19 protein-coding genes are annotated in these 19,134 nt (G+C 72.1%); 9 read left to right on the top strand and 10 right to left on the bottom strand.

All coding sequences use genetic code 11. The annotated features are described in order from the left end of the window. The 5 genes from ACFYOU_RS23340 to ACFYOU_RS23320 all read right to left on the bottom strand — a co-directional run bounded on the left by ACFYOU_RS23340 (window position 1) and on the right by ACFYOU_RS23320 (window position 5,425). Complete coding sequence (locus ACFYOU_RS23340) at window positions 1-1,053, bottom strand: Gfo/Idh/MocA family oxidoreductase (protein ID WP_391308156.1); 1,053 nt, start codon at window positions 1,051-1,053, stop codon at window positions 1-3. Window positions 1,054-1,108: 55 nt separating this feature from the next. Then, entirely contained in the window at window positions 1,109-2,134 is a 1,026-nt protein-coding gene (locus ACFYOU_RS23335; protein ID WP_391308154.1) for an endonuclease/exonuclease/phosphatase family protein, read from the bottom strand. Between the two features lie 70 nt (window positions 2,135-2,204). Then, complete coding sequence (locus tag ACFYOU_RS23330; protein WP_391308153.1) at window positions 2,205-3,326, bottom strand: hypothetical protein; 1,122 nt, start codon at window positions 3,324-3,326, stop codon at window positions 2,205-2,207. Window positions 3,327-3,500: 174 nt separating this feature from the next. Next, complete coding sequence (locus ACFYOU_RS23325; RefSeq protein ID WP_391308151.1) at window positions 3,501-4,352, bottom strand: ABC transporter permease; 852 nt, start codon at window positions 4,350-4,352, stop codon at window positions 3,501-3,503. Continuing rightward, window positions 4,349-5,425 carry an ATP-binding cassette domain-containing protein gene (locus tag ACFYOU_RS23320; protein WP_391308149.1) on the bottom strand — a complete coding sequence of 359 codons (1,077 nt, stop codon included), beginning with the start codon at window positions 5,423-5,425 and terminating at the stop codon, window positions 4,349-4,351. The genes ACFYOU_RS23325 and ACFYOU_RS23320 overlap by 4 nt, the downstream gene beginning before the upstream one ends. 289 nt (window positions 5,426-5,714) lie before the next feature. Here ACFYOU_RS23320 and ACFYOU_RS23315 point away from each other — a divergent pair, with 289 nt between their 5' ends. Both ACFYOU_RS23315 and ACFYOU_RS23310 read left to right on the top strand, forming a co-directional pair. After that, entirely contained in the window at window positions 5,715-6,176 is a 462-nt protein-coding gene (locus ACFYOU_RS23315) for a hypothetical protein (protein ID WP_389763871.1), read from the top strand. Between the two features lie 25 nt (window positions 6,177-6,201). After that, window positions 6,202-7,467, top strand: a complete 1,266-nt coding sequence (locus ACFYOU_RS23310) for a SpoIIE family protein phosphatase (protein ID WP_391308147.1) — start codon at window positions 6,202-6,204, stop codon at window positions 7,465-7,467. 58 nt (window positions 7,468-7,525) lie between these two features. Here the strand turns inward: ACFYOU_RS23310 and ACFYOU_RS23305 are convergent, their stop codons facing one another. Beyond that, window positions 7,526-7,951, bottom strand: a complete 426-nt coding sequence (locus tag ACFYOU_RS23305; RefSeq protein WP_391308146.1) for a hypothetical protein — start codon at window positions 7,949-7,951, stop codon at window positions 7,526-7,528. Between the two features lie 354 nt (window positions 7,952-8,305). On the opposite strand from ACFYOU_RS23305, the gene ACFYOU_RS23300 reads away from it, so the two are divergent. The 4 genes from ACFYOU_RS23300 to ACFYOU_RS23285 all read left to right on the top strand — a co-directional run bounded on the left by ACFYOU_RS23300 (window position 8,306) and on the right by ACFYOU_RS23285 (window position 11,570). Next, the gene (locus tag ACFYOU_RS23300) at window positions 8,306-8,914 is read left to right on the top strand and encodes a hypothetical protein (RefSeq protein ID WP_391308144.1); all 609 of its coding nucleotides are present in this window, start codon (window positions 8,306-8,308) and stop codon (window positions 8,912-8,914) included. Window positions 8,915-8,968: 54 nt separating this feature from the next. Continuing rightward, window positions 8,969-9,139 carry a hypothetical protein gene (locus tag ACFYOU_RS23295; protein ID WP_391308143.1) on the top strand — a complete coding sequence of 57 codons (171 nt, stop codon included), beginning with the start codon at window positions 8,969-8,971 and terminating at the stop codon, window positions 9,137-9,139. An 86-nt stretch (window positions 9,140-9,225) separates the two neighbouring features. After that, window positions 9,226-9,825, top strand: coding sequence for a TetR family transcriptional regulator (locus tag ACFYOU_RS23290; RefSeq protein ID WP_389763865.1), 600 nt, complete (start codon window positions 9,226-9,228; stop codon window positions 9,823-9,825). Window positions 9,826-10,058: 233 nt separating this feature from the next. After that, window positions 10,059-11,570, top strand: coding sequence for a DHA2 family efflux MFS transporter permease subunit (locus tag ACFYOU_RS23285; protein ID WP_391308140.1), 1,512 nt, complete (start codon window positions 10,059-10,061; stop codon window positions 11,568-11,570). Between the two features lie 92 nt (window positions 11,571-11,662). Here ACFYOU_RS23285 and ACFYOU_RS23280 read toward each other — a convergent pair whose 3' ends face one another. Beyond that, complete coding sequence (locus ACFYOU_RS23280; protein ID WP_387001719.1) at window positions 11,663-11,923, bottom strand: hypothetical protein; 261 nt, start codon at window positions 11,921-11,923, stop codon at window positions 11,663-11,665. A gap of 112 nt (window positions 11,924-12,035) precedes the next feature. After that, window positions 12,036-12,518, bottom strand: a complete 483-nt coding sequence (locus ACFYOU_RS23275; protein ID WP_385488949.1) for an SseB family protein — start codon at window positions 12,516-12,518, stop codon at window positions 12,036-12,038. A gap of 195 nt (window positions 12,519-12,713) precedes the next feature. Here ACFYOU_RS23275 and ACFYOU_RS23270 point away from each other — a divergent pair, with 195 nt between their 5' ends. The 3 genes from ACFYOU_RS23270 (at window position 12,714) to ACFYOU_RS23260 (ending at window position 16,328) form a co-directional block, all read left to right on the top strand. Further along, the gene (locus tag ACFYOU_RS23270; protein ID WP_391308138.1) at window positions 12,714-14,540 is read left to right on the top strand and encodes an acyl-CoA dehydrogenase C-terminal domain-containing protein; all 1,827 of its coding nucleotides are present in this window, start codon (window positions 12,714-12,716) and stop codon (window positions 14,538-14,540) included. A 150-nt stretch (window positions 14,541-14,690) separates the two neighbouring features. Next, the gene (locus tag ACFYOU_RS23265) at window positions 14,691-15,983 is read left to right on the top strand and encodes a M18 family aminopeptidase (protein ID WP_389763857.1); all 1,293 of its coding nucleotides are present in this window, start codon (window positions 14,691-14,693) and stop codon (window positions 15,981-15,983) included. A 123-nt stretch (window positions 15,984-16,106) separates the two neighbouring features. Beyond that, window positions 16,107-16,328 carry a DUF6458 family protein gene (locus tag ACFYOU_RS23260; protein ID WP_385488920.1) on the top strand — a complete coding sequence of 74 codons (222 nt, stop codon included), beginning with the start codon at window positions 16,107-16,109 and terminating at the stop codon, window positions 16,326-16,328. Between the two features lie 13 nt (window positions 16,329-16,341). On the opposite strand, the gene ACFYOU_RS23255 is transcribed toward ACFYOU_RS23260, so the two are convergent. Both ACFYOU_RS23255 and ACFYOU_RS23250 read right to left on the bottom strand, forming a co-directional pair. Then, window positions 16,342-18,213, bottom strand: coding sequence for a thioredoxin-like domain-containing protein (locus tag ACFYOU_RS23255; RefSeq protein WP_391308136.1), 1,872 nt, complete (start codon window positions 18,211-18,213; stop codon window positions 16,342-16,344). Window positions 18,214-18,436: 223 nt separating this feature from the next. Further along, window positions 18,437-19,114 (bottom strand): methyltransferase domain-containing protein, encoded by a 678-nt coding sequence (locus ACFYOU_RS23250; protein WP_391308135.1) that lies wholly within the window; start codon window positions 19,112-19,114, stop codon window positions 18,437-18,439. Window positions 19,115-19,134 lie beyond the last annotated feature (20 nt).

Raw genomic sequence — 19,134 nt, 5'->3', positions numbered from 1 at the left:
TCACAGCTGCGGCACCGGCACCGGGCGGGAGCCCTCCGCCAGGGAACGGGCGCCCGCGACGCCCACCAGGGAGGCGGCGACCGCGTCCCGCACCGGGACCAGCGGCGGGGCGCCCCGTTCGACCGTGTCGCGGAAGGCGCGCAGCAGCAACACCGTGCCCTCGGCGCGGCGTTCGACGGGGGAGCCGTCCACCAGGACGTGCGGCGGGTCGCGTTCCTCGTCGCGCACCGCCCCGTCGGGCGTGGTCCAGCCCTCGTTGCGCACCCGTACCGCGTAGGCGCGGTCGCCGGGTGCGCGCAGCGACTCCGCGAGGCCGTGGGTGCCGCGCACCGACAGCCAGCTCCAGTGGCTGTCGGGTTCGCCCTGGAGGAAGCCGTGTCGGGTGACGGCCAGCGCCCCGGTGGACAGGCGGACCGTCATCACCACCGCACTGCGCGGGTCCTGTTCGTCGACGGTGAACGCCGCCACCTCGACCGGTCGGGCGCCGGTCAGCGCCAGGACGGGGGAGAGGGTGTGGGTGCAGTACGCGGTGGGGGCGATGCGGCCCCGCCAGTGGTTCGGGTCGCCGATCAGGGAGGCGACCGTTCCGGGCGCCATGGCGTGCAGGTAGTCCGCCTCGATCAGGGAGATCCGGCCCAGCTCGCCCGCGTCGACGGCGGCCCGGATCAACCGGGCGTGCGGGTGGACGACGTAGTTCTCGGCGAACGAGTACGTGGCCGTCGAGCGCTCCGCCGCGGCGATCAGTTCCCGGCCCTCCGCCTCGTCGGTGCAGGCCGCGGACTCGGACAGCACGTGCACGCCGCGGTCGAGGAAGGCGACGGCGAGCGGTGCGTGCGCATCGAAGTCGTTGGCGAGGACCACGGCGTCCAGGGGGCGTTCGAGCAGGTCCTCCCAGCGGTCGGTCAGGTCCGCGTCGGGGAGGTCGGCGGCGGCCGCGGCGCGGCGTTCGGGGTCGCGGTCGCACAGGGCCACGACGTCCATCCCGACCCGTCGGCACCAGTGCGCCAGGTGCAGTCCCATGCCCAACCCGATGACTCCCACACGTATCCGCATGGCTCCAACGTCATGGTCATCGGGCCGTCGCGCAAGCCGATTTCGGGGGCGCGGACTATCCGCGGGGCGTCTTGTGCAGGGTCAGGTCGACGACGACCGTGCGGTGGTCGGTGTCGCCCAGGTCGAGGAAGCGGGCGTCGCGGGCGCCGAAGTCGCGGGACACGAGCACGTGGTCGATCTGCGCGCCGATCAGTGCGGCGGTGGAGGAGGGCCAGGTGGCGGTGCGGGAGGAGTCGGCGAGCCGGGCGCCGTCGCGCAGTCCCGCGTCGACGATCCGGCGGAACGCGGCGTGGTCCTGGGTGGCGTTGAAGTCCCCCGCGACGATCATCGGGCCGGCCGCGACCCCGTCGTCGGCGGCGGCGAGGTCGTGCAGGGCGTCCAGCTCGCGGCGCCAGGTGCCGAGTCCACCGGGCAGCGGGGGCATGGGGTGCGCGAGTTGCAGGCGGACCCGTTCGCCCTTGATCTCGGTGGTGGCGCCCGGCATGCCGAGGGTGCTGCCGGGTAGGCCGGCGGTCGCCCGCAGCGGGGTGCGGCTGAGGATCGCGGAGCCCTCCGCGCCGTACGCCTCGACCGCGGTGCGGTGCGGGTAGTCCGCGCCGATCTCCTTGCGCAGCTCCGCCAGGCAGCCGGGGTCGCACTCCTGGACGAACAGCAGGTCGGGGCGCTCCCGGCGGACCGCGTCGATCAGGGTGCCGGTCGCCACGCTGTACTCGACGTTCGAGGTCATCACCCGGAGCTCGGCGTGCGGCGGGCCGTCGGGCGCGGAGGTCTTGCCGTAGGGCTCGGAGTACCAGGCGACCAGGGCCAGCGCGAGCACGCCCCAGACCAGGCCGGTGCGCCAGCGGGCGAACGCGGCGAGCAGCAGGGCCGCCCCGGTCGGGACGGCCAGCCAGGGCAGGAACGCCAGGAGCTGCGGTACGGGGGTGAAGCCGTCGCTGTCGAGGAGCCGGCAGCCCGTCACCACGCTGACGCCCAGGAGCAGCAGGCCCGCGAGCCAGGCCCTGGCCCCGCGTCGGCGCCGGGGTGCGGGCGGCGGCGGGCCGGGGAGGGTGTCGTCGTCGGTCCGCGTGGGCGTTGCCATGTCCCGCTGTTCCTTCCGGCCGTGCGGCCCGCTTCCGGTGCTGTCCGGTGGTTCCGCGCGGATCCGTGGGCTACGTGTCGTTGTCTGCATCCTCTCCCAAGGACGACGGCGACCGGCCGGTCACGGTTGCCCGGGCGGGTGGGCGGTGGGTGCGGGGCGCGGCTTCCGCGGCGAGCAGGGGCGGGCCGACGGGGTGCCCGGCAGGGCTTCCGGTGACGTTTCCGGTGGAGTGTCCGGTCGGGTGTCCGGTGGGGTGTCCTGCGGGGTGGGTGAACGGGGTGACCGTCAGGGTGCGCCCGGCGGGTTCGGTCACGGGGGCGGGCGGCGCGGCGCGTGCTCCGCGCACCCCGGAGAACCGTCCGGCGGCCCAGCCCGCGAGGCCCACCGCGAGCCCGAGGACGAGGATCACCCGTACCGCGGTGCGCAACGAGCCGGTGAGGGCGTCGAACACCGCGCCGGCCGCCGCACGGGACACATGGGGCGGGAGGTCGCCGAGGGTGACCTCGCGGACCACGGCGATGGCGATGGCCAGCACCGCGGCGGCCGCGGCCGTGCCGAGGGCCGTCGCGGTGACGGCACGCCGGCGCAGGGTGGCCAGCAGGATGCCGGCGAGGGCGAGCAGGACGGAGCCGACGGGCAGCCAGAGACCCGCGAGTTCGAGCATGTGGACCCCCTTGCGGAGTCGTTCGGGTTCCTCGCCGCTGAGCACGGTGACGACGGTGGGTTGCACGGGGATGCGCCGGGCGAAGGGCACCCCGTCGTCGACGAGGCTCTGTTTGACCTGCGCGGTGACGGCGGCCAGGTCGATCGTGACGCGTTCGCCGTGCTGTTCGCGGACCGCGCGCATCACCACGTCGTGGGCGGTGCGGTTGGCGGTGTCCCAGCTGCCGCGGTAGGCGTCGGTGGCGGTGAAGGAGCCCACCGCGTCCCGGACGAAGACCCGTACGGTGCCCTCCTGGAGGGCGTGGGGGTCGACCTCGCGCATGATGCCGGCGGTGACGGCGTCCGCGAGGGCGTCCCGTACGCCCGGTTCGGTGGCCAGGGGCGCCATCGCGGCGGTGTACGCGTCGGCGTCGCCGAGTTCGCTGCGGGCCCAGACGGCGGCGGTGGCGAGGGGCAGCAGCGCACAGGCGGCGACGATCAGCGTCGCGGAGGCCGTGCGGCGCAGTCGGCCGCGTCTGGTGGGGGGCACGGTTCCACGCAACGGCGCGCGGGCGGTCGGCGCGAGCCGGGGGGTGGTGTTCGGGTGGACCTGCACCCGAGCGGCGCGTGCTGCGTGGCGGGGTCGGGGGGCGTGTGCTGCCGGTTGCAGGGGCCCGCCCCCCCGGTTCGCCCCCCGGTTCGCCGCCCGGTTCGCCGCCCGGTGCTACTTGCGGTTGTACATGCGCATGGTGAGCGTGCCGAAGACGACGACCAGCAGCACGGACCACCCCAGCGACCAGGCGAGTTCCGCGGCCGGCCACGCACCGGCCATGAGGTCGCGCACGGCGGTGGCCACATGGGTGATGGGGTTGTGGTTGACGAACGTCTGGAGCCAACCGGGCATGGTCTTGGGGTCGACGAAGATGTCGCTGAGGAAGGTCAGCGGGAAGATCACCATCATGCTGACGCCCATCACGGACTTCTCGGTGCGCAGCAGCAGTCCGAGCATCGTCCACACCCAGGACACCGCGAACGAGAAGACGATCAGCAGCGCGACGCCGGCGAGGACGCCGAGCGGGCCGCCGTCGGGGCGGAAGCCCATGATCAGCCCCACGGTGATCATCACGATGGAGGCGATGACGTAACGCAGCATGTCGCCGAGGAGGTAGCCGACCATCGCGGCGGGCCGCCAGATGGGCAACGTGCGGAAGCGGTCGAAGACGCCCTTGTCGATGTCGGTGTTGATGGCGACGCCCGTGTACATCGTGATCATGACGATGGACATGACGAGCATCCCGGGCAGGAGGTACTGGATGTACTCCTGGGGCGAGCCGGCGAGGGCCCCGCCGAAGAGGTACGTGTACATCAGGATGAGCATGATCGGGAAAGCCGTCACGTCGAACAGCTGTTCGGGAACGTGCTTGATCTTCAGCATGGCCCGCCAGCCGAAGGTGAGGGAGGCCGACAGCGGTCCGGGGCGGTGCGGACGCTCCCGGGGGACGAGGAGTTCCGCGAGCGAGTCGGCACTGACCGGTGCGAGGTCCTGGGCGTCCGTGGTCGTGGTCGCGGTGCTCATGAGAGGACCTCTTTCGCGGGGGCGCCCGTGGCGGAGCCGTTGGTGGGCCGGTCAGTGGAGCCGTCGGTGGGGTGACCGGCGGGGCGGTCGGTGAGGGCGAGGAAGACCTCGTCCAGGCTCGGCTGGCCGAGGGCGAAGTTGTCGACCTTGATCCCGGCCCGGGACAGTTCGGCGAGCGCCCGGGACGCCTGCCCGGTGGGGTCCTGGCCGTCGACCGGGTCCTGGCCGATCCGGACGGTGAGGGCGACCGGGTCGGATTCGAGCGTGACGGGCGCGTCGAGCACCCGGCCGAGCAGGTCCCGGGCCTCGGGGCGCTGGTCGGCGTGGCGCAGCCGCACGTGCACGGCCCCCGCGCCGACGGACGCCTTCAGATCGCCCTTGGTGCCCTCGGCGATGACCCGGCCCTTGTCGATCACGGCGATCCGGGACGCCAATCGGTCGGCCTCGTCCAGGTACTGCGTGGTCAGCAGCACGGTGGTGCCCTGGGCGACGACCGCCCGCACGATGTCCCACACCTGGTTGCGGCTGCGCGGGTCGAGTCCGGTGGTGGGCTCGTCCAGGAACAGCAGGTCCGGGGTGTTCAGGATCGAGGCGGCGATGTCGATCCGGCGCCGCATCCCGCCGGAGTAGCTCTTGACCTGCCGGCCGGCCGCCTCGGTGAGTCCGAACGCGCCGAGCAACTGTTCGGCCCGCCCGTACGCGGCCTTGCGGCCGTGTCCGGTGAGCCGGGCCAGCAGCACCAGGTTCTCGATGCCGGTGAGGTCCTCGTCCACGGAGGCGTACTGGCCGGTGAGGCTGACCCGGGAGCGCACGGCGTCGGCCTCGTGGACCACGTCGTGCCCGAACACCCGGGCCTCGCCGCCGTCGGGGCGCAGCAGGGTCGCCAGCATCCTGACGGTGGTGGTCTTGCCGGCGCCGTTGGGCCCCAGGACGCCGTACACCGTGCCGGTGGGGACGGTCAGGTCGACGCCGTCGACCGCCCGGTTGTCGCCGAAGACCTTCACCAGGCCCGCGGTCTCGATCGCCGGGGCACCGGGCTGCGCTGCCGCCCGCCCGCCCTTTCTGCTGCTCATATCCGCCTCGCCGTGAAGTGTGTGTTTGTGGGGCATTTATGGTGCTTCGTTCCATGGTCCGTGGTGCACGGGTCAAGGGGAAGACCGACCCGCAACCGGAAACTCATCGCTTCTGCGGCACTTTTCTCGAACGTGTGAGCGATCAAGGGGGGTGGGTGCGTGACGGCCGGGCCGGCACGCACCGCCGGGTCACGAGTTGCCGGGGTGCGGCCCCGGGTGTGCTCTGGAGGAGGTGGGGCGCACGGCGCGGACCGCCGCGGCCCACCGGCACCCCGAGAGGAGTGGTCCCATGACGCATGCGGCACCCGCCCCCGGCACCCCCGCGGCACCCGGCGGCACCCCGACCACAGGACGCACCGCAGGACGCCACCGCGCCCCGCGCACCCGTACCGGTGTCGACCCCCGGGCGACGGGCACCTGGCTGCCCGTCCTGGCGGGCATCGTCTACGGCTTCTGGGTCGCGGGCATCAGCCGCGACGCCAGCGGCTACCAGGTCACCGGCTGGAACATCCTGCTCGGCTTCGTCAGCGGCATCCTCTTCGCCGGGATCGCCTTCGGACTGCACCGCGTCGGCCCCGCACTGCCCAAGGAGGCCCGCGCGCTCGCCTGGGCGGTCTTCGCCGGGCTCGCCGTAGGCTTCTGCTACAGCCAAACGGGCCACTCGGTCCTGCTGGCCACCGGGATCGCCCTCGGCGCGGCCTTCGGCACCGGCGTCGCGACGTTCTACCACTACTACGTGACCGAGGACTGAGCCCACCGGCCGTCCGGCGCGCCCCATGCCCCCGCCCGAGCGCACTCCGCCCGACCTGTCGGACGGCCCCGTGGACCGGCTGTCCGGCGGCTTCGGCGCGTCCTCCCTGCTACGGATCAGGGGCTACAGCGTGGCGTGGGTGGCGCCCCTGGTCCTGCTGGCCGGACTGCTCCTCTTCGACCTGAACACCTCCGGCGAGTTCCGGGTGATCTCCTGGATCGTGATGGTCCCCGGCATCTCCGCCGCGCTGTGCGGGGTGTGGACGACCGCCGTCTTCGCGGTGCTCGCCATCGTCACTTACCTCAGCATGGACAACACCTGGCCGCACCAGTACCAGACGGGGTTGCCCGACTTCATCCTCGTCACGGCCGGCGGGGTGCTCGCCGTGGCCGCCTCCTGGGTCCGCATCCGCAACGAACGGCGCGCGCTGCACATGCGCGACGTGGTCGAGACGACCCTGCGGACCGTGCTGCGCCCGCTGCCCGCGCGCTGGGGCGGACTCGATCACGCCGCCGTGTACCTGGCGGCGGACCGGGCGGCGAAGGTCGGCGGCGACTTCTACGACATCCAACCCAGCCCGCACGGCACCCGGGTACTGATCGGGGACGTCCAGGGCAAGGGCCTCGGCGCGGTGGACGGGGCGGCGGTGCTGCTCAGTTCGTTCCGGGAGTCCGGCTACTACGAACCGGAACTGAGCACCGTGGCGGAACGGTTGGAGTCGCGGATGATGCGGCACCGCTTCTACTGCATGCAGGTGGGGCGCGACGACAGCGACCGGTTCGCCACCGCCGTCCTGCTCGGGTTCCCGCCGCTCGCGGTGACCGGCCGGCCGGTCACCTTCGTCAACTTCGGCCACCAACCGCCCCTGGTGGTCGGCCCGGCCGGGGTGCGCGAACTCCCGCCGGGCGACGGGCTCCCGCTCGGTCTGGGCGACCTCTTCGAGAGCCGCGTCCACGTCCAACAGGTCGCCCTCGGGCCCGAGGAGACGCTGCTCCTGGTCACCGACGGGGTCACCGAGGCACGGGACGCGCACGGGACGTTCTTCCCGCTGGCCGCGGCCGTCGCCCAGGCGCTCGCGGACGATCCGGCCACCGCCCGGCCCGATCGCCTGGTGGCCTTCGTACGGGACGCGACGCTGCGGCACGGCGGGGGGCACCTGGGGGACGACACCACGATCTTCGCGGTGCGGGCGGCGGGCCCGGTGCTCCCCCTCGACGGCGTCCCCGGCGCCTGGGCCCCCCTCGACGAGCACCACACCCCGGACCCCCCGCCCGGCCCGGAGGACCCGTGACCTCCCCCGGGCGGGCGGCGGACCGCTCGCCCCACGCAGCGTCGGTCACACCCGCTCCTCACCCCCCTCCCTTCCCCTTCTTCCTTCCGGCGACCGCGGCGGCGACCGATCCCGCGGCACAGCCGAGGAGTGCGACCGCGATGGCGACGAGCGAGGGGTTGACGAAGGCGGGGACCAGGTCCTGATCGGCGTTGCACCAGTGGTGCAGCGGGAAACCCTGTGAGGGATCGCGTCGGTGGGCGTCGTCGTAGGCGAATCCACGTTCCAGGCACGTTTCCCTGGCGTCGAGACCACTCGAAAACGTCCCGATGAACCAGGTGACGCATCCGGCGACGACCAGGAGAACGGCGGGGAACACCCACCAACGGGGGCGCCGCCATTGACGGGTGGGCAGTCCGCGCGCGGTCTTCCAGACGCTCAGGGCGATGGCGGCCAGCAGGAACGGGGGAAGCACCACGGCGGCCGTTACCGAAACGGCGTCCACTGATGACAAGGTCCCTTCGATCAGCTACGAGCCGCGCGCCTTCGCGGCCTTGACGTACTGTGCGTGGTTGGCCTCGAAGATGGCGCGCGTGCTCCGCTCGGTTCCCGTGCGGGGGTGGTGCCAGGGGGACATGGGGGATCTTTGGCCAACCAGACGGGTTCGGCCAGATTCATGAAGGTCAGGGTCTGCGACCACTACCTGACGCCCCTATGCGTGACGGATGAGGCAGTCTTCGGTCAGTAGGCTGAGCCGGTACGCAGGAGAGTGCGGGCTTGCGACGCCACAGTTGTCGCCGTCATGAAGACCTCGAAAAAGCCAGCCGACGATCCTCGATCGTAAGGGTAATGCTCAGCCATGCAACTGACGACAACACCACGGTTACCGCGCTGGATCGCGGTAGTAGCGCTCGCGGCCGGTTCGCTGACCACCGCGTGCGACAACGAGAGCGACAAGGCGGTGCAGGGTTCGCCCCCCGCCGGGAAGTCCGCGTCGGCGCCGGTGACCGCGCCCGCTTCCCCCTCGCCGTCCGACATACCCAACAGCGACCTCTCCCAGGAGGAGTCCGACGCGTTGGACCGGGAACGGGCCGCAGCCGCGCCGCCCGGCGACCCGATCGCACGGTCCTCCGAAACGGGGATGCCCCAGGGCAAGGAGGACTTCGGGAAACCGCTCCTCACCGACGGCGACGTGACTGTGTACGTTCCAGTTCGCCGAGGTGACGCACTGTCCGTACCAGTCAAGATCACCAACCACGGTACGAGGCGCGCCTTCTACGAGGTCGACGTGCGCCTCACCGGACCGGGCGGATTCGACGCGACGGTACGCGTCGAAACAGCGGTGGTCGGTGTCTATCCCGGCACCTCGTGGCCCACGGAACTCACGGCGGAGGACCCGGGCACGCCACTGCCCAAGAATCCCAAGGTCGTCATCGTCAAGAACGACCGGCAGGAACGACACAACTGACCTGCCGTGCGTACTCCGTGGGAATCACGAAGGTGGTGGGCGACGGCACTCGGGGTGAACCTCCTGTCCGGGGTCCCGTGCGTCGTCCCGGTGCGGCTGCTCCGGTGGCTGATCGACCTCCCCCTGCGGCGCAGGGTGCGCACCCGCTCCCGGGTCTACTGGCCCGTCAGCGCCCTCGGTGCACTCACCCCGTCGCTCACGTTCATGAGCGCCCTGCCGGCTTGACGTGCGCCCGCTCCCCTTGGCCCGGTCCGCCCGGGCGGGCGCGTAGCATCGGGGTCCCCCCGCCCCGCCCCGAGAGGAGCCCCGTCGTGACCAGCGGCGACGCCCCGGACCAGCAGGACGCCGCCCCGGCCCCGGAACGCAAGGGGCAGCGCACCCGGCGCCGCATCCTGGAGGCGGCCCGGCGCCAGTTCGCGCAGTCGGGCTACGAGCGGACGACGATCCGCGCCATCGCGGCGGACGCGGAGGTCGACAAGGCGTCCGTGATCCAGTACTTCGGGACGAAGCTGAACCTCTTCCGGGAGGCGGTGGAGTGGCACATCCCGGTGGCGGAGCTGACGACCGACGACCTCGGTGAGTCCGTCGGGAACTACCTGCGGATCATGCTCGGCGCCTGGTCGAACGCCCCGGAGACCCCGACCGCACTGCTGCGGGCCAGCATGAGCAGCGAGGAGACCGCGGAACTGCTGCGCGGTCGGATCACCGAGCAGGCGGTGGACCCGTTGGCGGAACGGCTCGGCGACGACCCGGACGCCCGGCTGAGGGCGGCCCTGGTGGGCGCGATGATGATGGGCATCGCCACGCACCGCCACGTGCTGCGGATGCCGGACCTCGCGGAAGCGGACCTCGACGACGTCCTGCGCCTCGCCGTCCCCGTCCTGCGCGAACTGATCGCCCCCGAGCCGTAACCCGTACACGGAGCCCGTACCCCGTACCCAGCCCGTAACCGAAGCCCGCCGCGCCCCCGTGCGGCGGGCTTCGGTGCGTGCGGAGGAGGGCGGGACAGGGGCCGGGACACGGGGTGCCGTGCGCGGTGTGACGTGTTTCTCACCGCCCGGTGAGAAATAAAACTCAACATGCGTATAGTTTTCTCGCTTGGCGTGTCCGGGCGGACCGGTCCGCCCTGACGAGGAGCTTCCCCATGACGACGACAGCGACCGCGCACGCCAGCGGAGCGCCACCCGCCGGCAGATCCCTCGGCTGGGCCCTGGTGGTGATCGCCGCGGCCCAGCTGATGGTGGTGCTGGACGGCACGATCACGAACATCGCCCTGCCGAGCATCCAGACCGACCTGGGCGTCTCCGCGGGCACGCTCGCCTGGATCGTGAACTCGTACGCACTGGCCTTCGGCGGTCTGCTGCTCCTCGGCGGGAAGGCGGGCGACCTCTTCGGGCGCCGTCGGATGTTCCGCTTCGGCATCGTCGTGTTCACGGTCGCGTCGATCCTCGGCGGCTTCGCGACCAACGAGGTCCTGCTGATCGCCGCCCGGGTGCTCCAGGGCGTGGGCGCGGCGGTCGCCGCCCCGACCGCGCTGTCGCTGATCGCGACCAACTTCCCCGAGGGCGCCCCGCGCAACAAGGCGATGGGCGTCTACGCGGCGATGGCCGGCATCGGCTCGACGGTCGGTCTGCTGCTCGGCGGCGTCCTGACCGACTACCTGGACTGGCGCTGGGTGTTCTTCGTGAACGTCCCGATCGGCATCGCGGTGCTCCTGGGCACCCGGCTGCTGGCCGAGGGCCGGCCGGAGCACGGGCGGCTGGACATACCCGGCGCCATCACCGGCACCGGCGGTCTGATCGCGCTCGTCTACGGGATCACCCGCGGCGGCGAGCACAGCTGGACCGACGGGCTCACCCTCGGCTCGTTCGTCGTGGCGCTGGTGCTGCTGTCGCTCTTCCTGGTCTTCCAGTCCCGGGTGGAACACCCCATGCTGCCGCTGCGGCTGCTGCGCGACCGGGGTCGTGCGGGCGCGTACGTGACCATGCTGTTCCTGGGCGCGGGCATGTTCGCGACCTTCTACTTCCTCACCCTGTACCTCCAGCAGGTGCTCGGCTACAGCCCCGTCAAGACGGGCCTGGCGTACCTGCCGTTCAGCATCGGCATGAGCATCTCGGCCACGCTCGGCTCCCGGTTGATCTCCCGCTGGTCGGCCCGTCGGATCGCGGGTCCCGGACTGTTGGTCGGCGCGCTCGGCATGCTGTGGTTCGCGACCCTGGAGCCGGACTCCTCGTACACCTGGCACCTGGCGCCCGCGATGTTCGTCACCGCGCTGGGCCTGGGTGCGAGCTTCGTCCCGATGACCCTGGGCGCGGTGCGCGGGGTCGCCCCGCAGGACTCCGGCATCGCCTCGGCCCTGCTGAACACCGCTCAGCAGATCGGTGGCGCGCTGGGCCTCGCGGCCCTGACGACGGTCGCCATGACGACCGCCGACGACCTGGTGCCGGACGCCTCGGCCACCTTCTACCGGGCGGCGGCCACGGGTGACGCGGGCCTGATGAGCCGGGCGGCCGAGGCGCTGACCGAGGGGTACGCGACGGCGTACCTGGTGGCGGCGGGCCTGTTCGTGGCGGGACTGGTGATCACGGTCACCGCGCTGCGCGACACCCGGCCCACCGACGGGGCCGGCGCCCCGCCCGCGGCGCACCTGGGCTGATCCGGGAGCCGGCGGTCACGATCCGGGCGGTCACGATCCGGGCGGTACGGACACGGTCCGTGCCGCCCGGTCGGCGTCCGACGGCAGGGCGCCTACGCGGTCTCCCGCTCGCGTTGGAGCCGCGCCCGCTCCACCCGCTCCTTGGCCTCGCGGCGCTTGCGCTGGCGCGGGCCGAAGGTGAACAGGTTCAGGGCGAGGACCACCAGACCGAGGACGAACCACAGCGGGCCCCGGCCCTGGGCGTACGAGACGGACCCGAGGACCAGCAGGAAGCCCGCGCCGAGCAGTCCCGCCCAGTCGGCGAGCCGGCTCATCGTGTTGCCGAACCTGAAACCGCGTCCGCTGTCACTCACCCGGTGCCTCCCGTCCCGCCCTGCGGCTGATCCCGTCCATTGTGACCCGGGCGCCGCGAAAGGCGAAGGCCCGCGGACCGCCCGTAGTGACGGGGACGCGCGGACCGGCGGGCTATCCGTACATGCGGCGCATCGCGAAGTCGACCATCTGCTCGACGGCCTTCGCGTCGAAGACCATCCGGTGGTCGCCCTCCATGTCGAGCACGAACCCGTACCCGGTGGGCAGCAGGTCGATGACCTCGGCGCCGGTGATCACGAAGTACTTGGACTCCTTGCCCGCGTACCGGCGCAGCTCCTTGAGCGTGGTGAACATCGGGATCACCGGCTGCTGGGTGTTGTGCAGGGCGAGGAAACCGGGGTTGTCGCCGCGGGGGCAGTAGACCTTCGAGGTCGCGAAGATCTGCTGGAAGTCCTCGGCGGCCATCGAGCCCGTGGTGAACGCCCGCACCGCGTCGGCGAGCGAGGGTGGGGACGGCTCCGGATACAGCGGGGGCTGCCCCGCGTACCCGCCTGCCATCTGTGGGGGCGGGGACTGCGGCTGCGCGTAACTCTGCCCAGGGGCGGCGCCGCCTGCGTGCTGGTCGTAGCCGTACATGGGCGCAAGCGTACCGAGCGGCGGCCCCGCGGCGGGCCCCGCCCGCAATACCGTCCGGTACGGCCCGGCCGCGGAGGGTTTCCGAGACGTCCGCCGGTCGGGGGTTGCCGTTATTACTCGTGGGTAGCATCATCGTAGGTACCCGCTACTCGTCAGTACGTGTGTCATACCCGAGCTACCTACGGAGCCGTCGCCATGGGGCACTACAAGTCGAATCTCCGCGACATCGAGTTCAACCTCTTCGAGGTGCTCGGGCGCGACAAGATCTACGGAACCGGACCGTTCGCCGAGATGGACGTGGAGACGGCCCGCAGCGTCCTCGCCGAGATCGCCCGCCTCGCCGAGAACGAGCTGGCCGAGTCGTACGCCGACGCCGACCGCAACCCGCCCGCGTTCGACCCGGAGACCGGCGCCGCCCCCCTGCCCGCGTCCTTCAAGAAGTCGTACCGGACCTTCATGGACTCCGAGTACTGGCGCCTCGGCATCCCCGAGGAGATCGGCGGCACCACCGCGCCCGCCAGCCTCATCTGGGCGTACGCCGAGCTGGTCCTGGGCGCCAACCCGGCCATCTGGATGTACTCCTCGGGGCCGGCGTTCGCCCGCATCCTCTTCGAGGAGGGCACCCCCCAGCAGCAGCGGATCGCGGAGATCGCGGTCGAGCGCACCTGGGGCTCCACCATGGTCCTCACCGAGCCCGACGCGGGCTCCGACGTGGGCGCCGGCCGGGCCAAGGCCGTGCAGCAGGAGGACGGCTCCTGGCACATCGACGGCGTGAAGCGGTTCATCACCTCGGGCGAGCACGACCTGGAGGAGAACATCCTCCACTACGTCCTCGCCCGCCCCGAGGGCGCGGGACCCGGCACCAAGGGCCTGTCCCTCTTCCTCGTCCCGAAGTTCCTCTTCGACTTCGAGACCGGTGAGCTCAGCGAGCGCAACGGCGTCTACGCGACCAACGTCGAGCACAAGATGGGCCTCAAGGCGTCCAACACCTGCGAGATCACCTTCGGCGACCGGCACCCCGCCAAGGGCTGGCTGATCGGCGACAAGCACGACGGCATCCGCCAGATGTTCCGCATCATCGAGTTCGCGCGGATGATGGTCGGCACCAAGGCGATCTCCACCCTCTCCACCGGCTACCTCAACGCCCTGGAGTACGCCAAGGAGCGCGTCCAGGGCACCGACCTGGCCCACTTCATGGACAAGACCGCCCCCAAGGTCACCATCACCCACCACCCCGACGTGCGCCGCTCGCTGATGACGCAGAAGGCGTACGCGGAGGGCATGCGCGCGCTGGTGCTGCACACCGCGAGCGTCCAGGACGCCATCGTCGCCAAGGAGGCGGCCGGCGAGGACGCCGCGCACGAACACGCGCTGAACGACCTGCTGCTGCCCATCGTCAAGGGCTACGGCTCCGAGAAGGCGTACGAGCAGCTCGCCCAGTCGCTCCAGACCCTCGGCGGCTCCGGCTACCTCCAGGAGTACCCGGTCGAGCAGTACATCCGGGACGCCAAGATCGACACCCTCTACGAGGGCACCACCGCGATCCAGGGCCAGGACTACTTCTTCCGGAAGATCGTCCGCAACCAGGGCGCCGCACTGAACTCGCTGGCCGAGGAGATCAAGAAGTTCCTCGCCATCGGCTCCGGCGGCGAGGAGCTGGCCGGCGCCCGGGAGCAGCTGGCCCGGGCGGCGGCCGACCTCGAAGCGATCGTCGGCGTGATGCTGACCGACCTCGCGGCCACCGAGCAGGACGTCCGCTCCATCTACAAGGTCGGCCTCAACACCACCCGGCTGCTGCTCGCCTCGGGCGACGTGGTCATCGGCTACCTGCTGCTGCGCGGGGCCGCGGTCGCCGCCGAGAAGCGGGAGTCGGCGTCCGCCAAGGACCGCGCCTTCTACGCCGGCAAGATCGCGGCGGCCCGGTTCTTCGCGGCGAACGTCCTGCCCGGCGTGAGTGCGGAGCGCCGGGTGGCCGAGGGCGTCGACCTCGGGCTGATGGACCTCGACGAAGCGGCGTTCTGACCCGGGGCCGCGCGCCTCGCGGACGGGACGCCGTCTCGACCGGCCCCCGCAGGATCGGTACCGTCGGCATCTGCCAAAGGCATGTACATTTCAGCTGAGGCCCGCTCCCACCCACGGGAGCGGGCCCCCGGTCGTCGTTAAGGTGAACCCATGAGCCAACCCCCCCGCTTCGACCGCGGCCACACCGACGACCTGATGACGTTCCTCGCGGCCGGCCCCTCCCCCTACCACGCCGTGGCGAACGCCGCCGAGCGGCTGGAGAAGGCCGGATTCCGGCAACTCGCCGAAACCGACGCCTGGGACGGAACAGCGGGCGGGAAGTACGTCCTGCGCGGTGGCGCGATCATCGCCTGGTACGTCCCCGAGGCGGCGTCCCCCCACACCCCGTACCGCATCGTCGGCGCCCACACCGACTCGCCGAACCTGCGCATCAAGCCCCGGCCCGACAGCTCCGCGCACGGCTGGCGGCAACTCGCGGTCGAGATCTACGGCGGCCCCCTGCTCAACTCCTGGCTCGACCGCGACCTCGGCATCGCCGGCCGCCTCTCGCTGCGCGACGGCACCCACCGGCTCGTGAACGTCGACCGCCCGCTCGCCCGCGTACCGCAGCTCGCGATCCACCTCGACCGCAAGGTCACCCCCGAGGGCCTCAAGCTCGACCCGCAGCGCCACATGCAGCCCGTCTGGGGCTTCGGCGACGCCCACGAGGGCGACCTCATCCACTTCCTGGAGGACGAGTACGACCTCGCCCCGGACTCGGTCACCGGCTGGGACCTGATGACCCACCCCGTCGAGGCCCCCGCCTACCTCGGCCGGGACAAGGAACTCGTCGCCGGCCCCCGGATGGACAACCTGCTCTCCGTCCACGCCGGGGTCGCCGCCCTCGCCGCCGCCGCGGCCACCGAGGACCTCCCCTACATCCCCGTCCTCGCCGCGTTCGACCACGAGGAGAACGGCTCCCAGTCCGACACCGGCGCCGACGGCCCGCTGCTCGGCTCCTGCCTGGAACGCAGCGTGTACGCACGCGGCGGCTCCGTCGAGGACCGGGCCCGCGCCCTCGCCGCGACGGTGTGCCTGTCCTCCGACACCGGCCACGCCGTGCACCCCAACTACGCCGAGCGCCACGATCCAACGCACCACCCGCGCGCCGGCGGCGGACCGATCCTCAAGGTCAACGTCAACAACCGCTACGCCACCGACGGTTCCGGCCGCGCCGTGTTCGCCGCCGCCTGCGAGAAGGCCGGCGTCCCGTTCCAGACCTTCGTCTCGAACAACGCGATGCCCTGCGGCACCACCATCGGCCCGATCACCGCAGCCCGGCACGGCATCAAGACCGTCGACATCGGCGTGGCCATCCTCTCCATGCACAGCGCCCGCGAACTGTGCGCCGCCGACGACCCGCACCAACTGGCCAACGCCCTGGTCGCCTTCCTCACCGGCTGACCCGCCACCCCGCCCGGACCGCCCGGCGGCGGACCCGCCCGCATGACCGCCCCCGCCCCGGGTACCCGCTGCCCGAACGGAACTGCCGTACTGACGGGCACAGCCGACCGGGAGGCGAGATCCATGGGACTGAGCGGATGCATCGTGTTCATCGCGGTGGGGGCCATCCTCACCTTCGCGACGGACTGGGAGGCGCAGGGCGTCGACCTCGACGTCGTCGGACTCATCCTGATGGCGGTGGGCTTCATCGGCGCGGTCGCCTTCACCAGCATCGCCCGCCGCCGCCGCGTGGTGGTGCCCGGCGGCACCACCACGGTCGTCGACGGCGAACGGGACCACCGCTGACCGGACGGCCCCGCTACCCGGCGGCCGTCTCCTCGTCGAGGCCCGCCAGCACCAGCGGCAACCGCCCCGCGCCGCCCGCCACCAGCCGGACCGGGACCCCCCAGTCCTGCTGGTGGACGTGGCACGCCGGATACGCGTTCGCCGGGTCGTCGTCGCAGGACGCCGCCATCGCCGACACGTGCAGCACCCCTTCCGGCACCGCCGGGTCCCACTCCAGCGCACGGGACAGCTCCGTACCGGCGCCGGCGCCCGCCCGCAACAGCTCCGGCGGCGTCGAGGACACCAGCAGCCGCGTCGACGGACCGTACCGGGTGTCCAGCTTCTGGCCCGCCGGCGCCCGGAACACCACGTCCAACCGGAACGCACCCGGCGCCACCTCGGTCGGCTCCCGCCGGGTGCGGTGCGCCACCGACTCCACCCGCACCGCCTCCTCGGGCAACCGCAGCCGGGTCAGCCGGTGCCGCGCCGACTCCACGACGACGACGTCCCCGTCCACCACCACCGCGTCCGAAGGCTCCCGCAGGTCGGTCGCCAGGGTGGTCACCGCACCGGTCGCCGGATCGTAGCGGCGCAGCGCGTGGTTGTACGTGTCGCTCACCGCGACCGAACCGTCCGGCAGCACGGTCACCCCCAGCGGGTGCTGCAACAGCGCCTCGGCCGCCGGACCGTCCCGGTGCCCGAAGTCGAACAGCCCGGTGCCCACGGCGGTGCCCACCGTGCCGTCCGCGGTGATCCAGCGCAGGGCGCTCGTCTCCGCGTCCGCCACCCACAGCCGGTCGGCGCCCGCCGCCAGCCCGGACGGCTGCGCGAACCACGCCTCGGCGGCCGGCCCGTCCACCAGGCCCTCGTTGGTGGTCCCGGCCGCCACCGCGACCGTGTCCGTCGCCGGGTCGTACGTCCACAGCTGGTGGACGCCCGCCATCGCGATCCACACCCGGTCGTCGAAGTACGCCACGTCCCACGGCGAGGAGAGGTCCACCTCCCGCGCCGGGCCGCCGGTGGGCGAGCCCTGCCACCACTGGCGTCCGGTGCCCGCGAGGGTGGTGACCGCACCGGTCGCCGGGTCGACGCGGCGCAGTGCGTGGTTCACCGTGTCCGCGACGACCACCGAACCGTCCGGCAGCGCCGCGAGCCCCTGCGGTTCGCTGAACGCGGCCACCCCGGCGGGCCCGTCGTCCAGACCCCGCTGCCCGGAGCCGATCCGCCGCACCACGGTCTCGCCGTCCGCCGCCAGCTCCACCAACCGGTGCCGGGTGGTGTCCGACACCAGGAACCCGCCGGACGGCAACAGCAGCGCCTTGCCCGGGAAGCGCAGCTCCGTCGCCACCGGCTCGGGCGCCACGTACGGGCCGTCACCGCGCCGCAGGGTGCCCTTCGCCCCGTGCTCCGCCTCCAACTCCGCCACCAGCCGGGCCAGTGCGTGCGCATGCCCCTCGCCCGCGTGCTGCGCGACGACGTACCCCTCGGGGTCGATCACCACCAGCGTGGGCCAGGCCCGTACGGCGTACTGCTTCCAGGTGACCAGCTCCGGATCGTCCAGCACCGGGTGCTCCACCCCGTACCGCTCCACGGCGTCCACGACGGCCGTGTGCTCGGCCTCGTGCGCGAACTTCGGCGAGTGCACCCCGACGATCACCACGGTGTCCCGGTGCCGCTCCTCCAGCTCCCGCAGCTCGTCCAGCACGTGCAGGCAGTTCACACAGCAGAAGGTCCAGAAGTCGAGGATCACGATGCGACCCCGCAGGTCGGACAGGGTGAGTGCGTTGCCGCCCGTGTTGAGCCAGCCACCGGCGCCGACCAGCTCGGGGGCGCGGACCCGGGCACGGCGACGGGGCACGGGGGCGGCGGTGGGCTCGGGGGCGGGCGCCGGGGCAGCATCGTTCATGCTTCAAGCTTGCCATCGGCCCAAGAACACCGGATCACGGCCGTACGACGCCGTTGTCCCGAACAGCTGGGGGATCCGCTCCACCACGGTGACCCTTGAGCATTCGCGGAGGTAGATCCTCTGCCCGGTCCGGCCGGTGACTGTCGGGAGCACTCTGGCCCCCGGCGGCAGTCCTGACGGGTGGCTGTCGGGGGCTTCCGTTGGTCAGACTGGTACCCGTTCCCTAGCCTCCTTGGATGCCCCGGACGAACAGGGTGCCTGTGCGGTGACTCCCCGGGGGCGGGGCAAGCACGGCCGCTGACACGTCCACGAAGCCGTGTTCCTTGAGGATCAGCACCCATGCATCGGGTTCGTAGTCCCACCGCTTGACGACAGCGGGGTCTTCTTCGGGCCCGCGCGCGATGTATGACGCCTGGCAGCCGTAGCAACCTGCAACCGGGGGCCGCTGGGAGAAGGCGAACACGCCACCCGGCTTGAGGTTCGCGTGAACGACCGGCAGCAGTAGGCCAGGGTCGGTGAACCAGACAGCGCCGAACACGCTGTAGACCGCATCGAAGATCGTGAACGTGTCTCCGAGGTAGGTGAGGGCGTCGGCCTGGTGGAGTTCCATCCCGTCCACGCCCGGCCACCGCTCGCGCGCCTTGTCCAGCTGCTTGGCAGAGAGATCGATCCCGACGGACGTCATGCCGAGCGTTGCGAGATGAGCGGTGTTCCCTCCGGACCCGCACCCGAGGTCGAGTGCACGGTCTTCCGGCTTGAGCTGGAGCACATCGCCCCTGGGGCCGTGATCCGGGTACTGGGTCCAGTTGAACCACGTGGTGTCGCCCTCGGCGTTGGTCTTCCGCCGCTGGGGCTTGCTCTGCGCGTACGTGTCCCATGCGGTGCTGCGAGCGTCAGTCACTACCTGTCCGTTCTCGTTCG

The organism is Streptomyces sp. NPDC005955, from assembly GCF_042871255.1.
Lineage (GTDB): Bacteria > Actinomycetota > Actinomycetes > Streptomycetales > Streptomycetaceae > Streptomyces.
The sequence above is the reverse complement of the archived record's forward strand: the minus strand, read 5'-3'. Positions and strand labels throughout refer to the sequence as shown.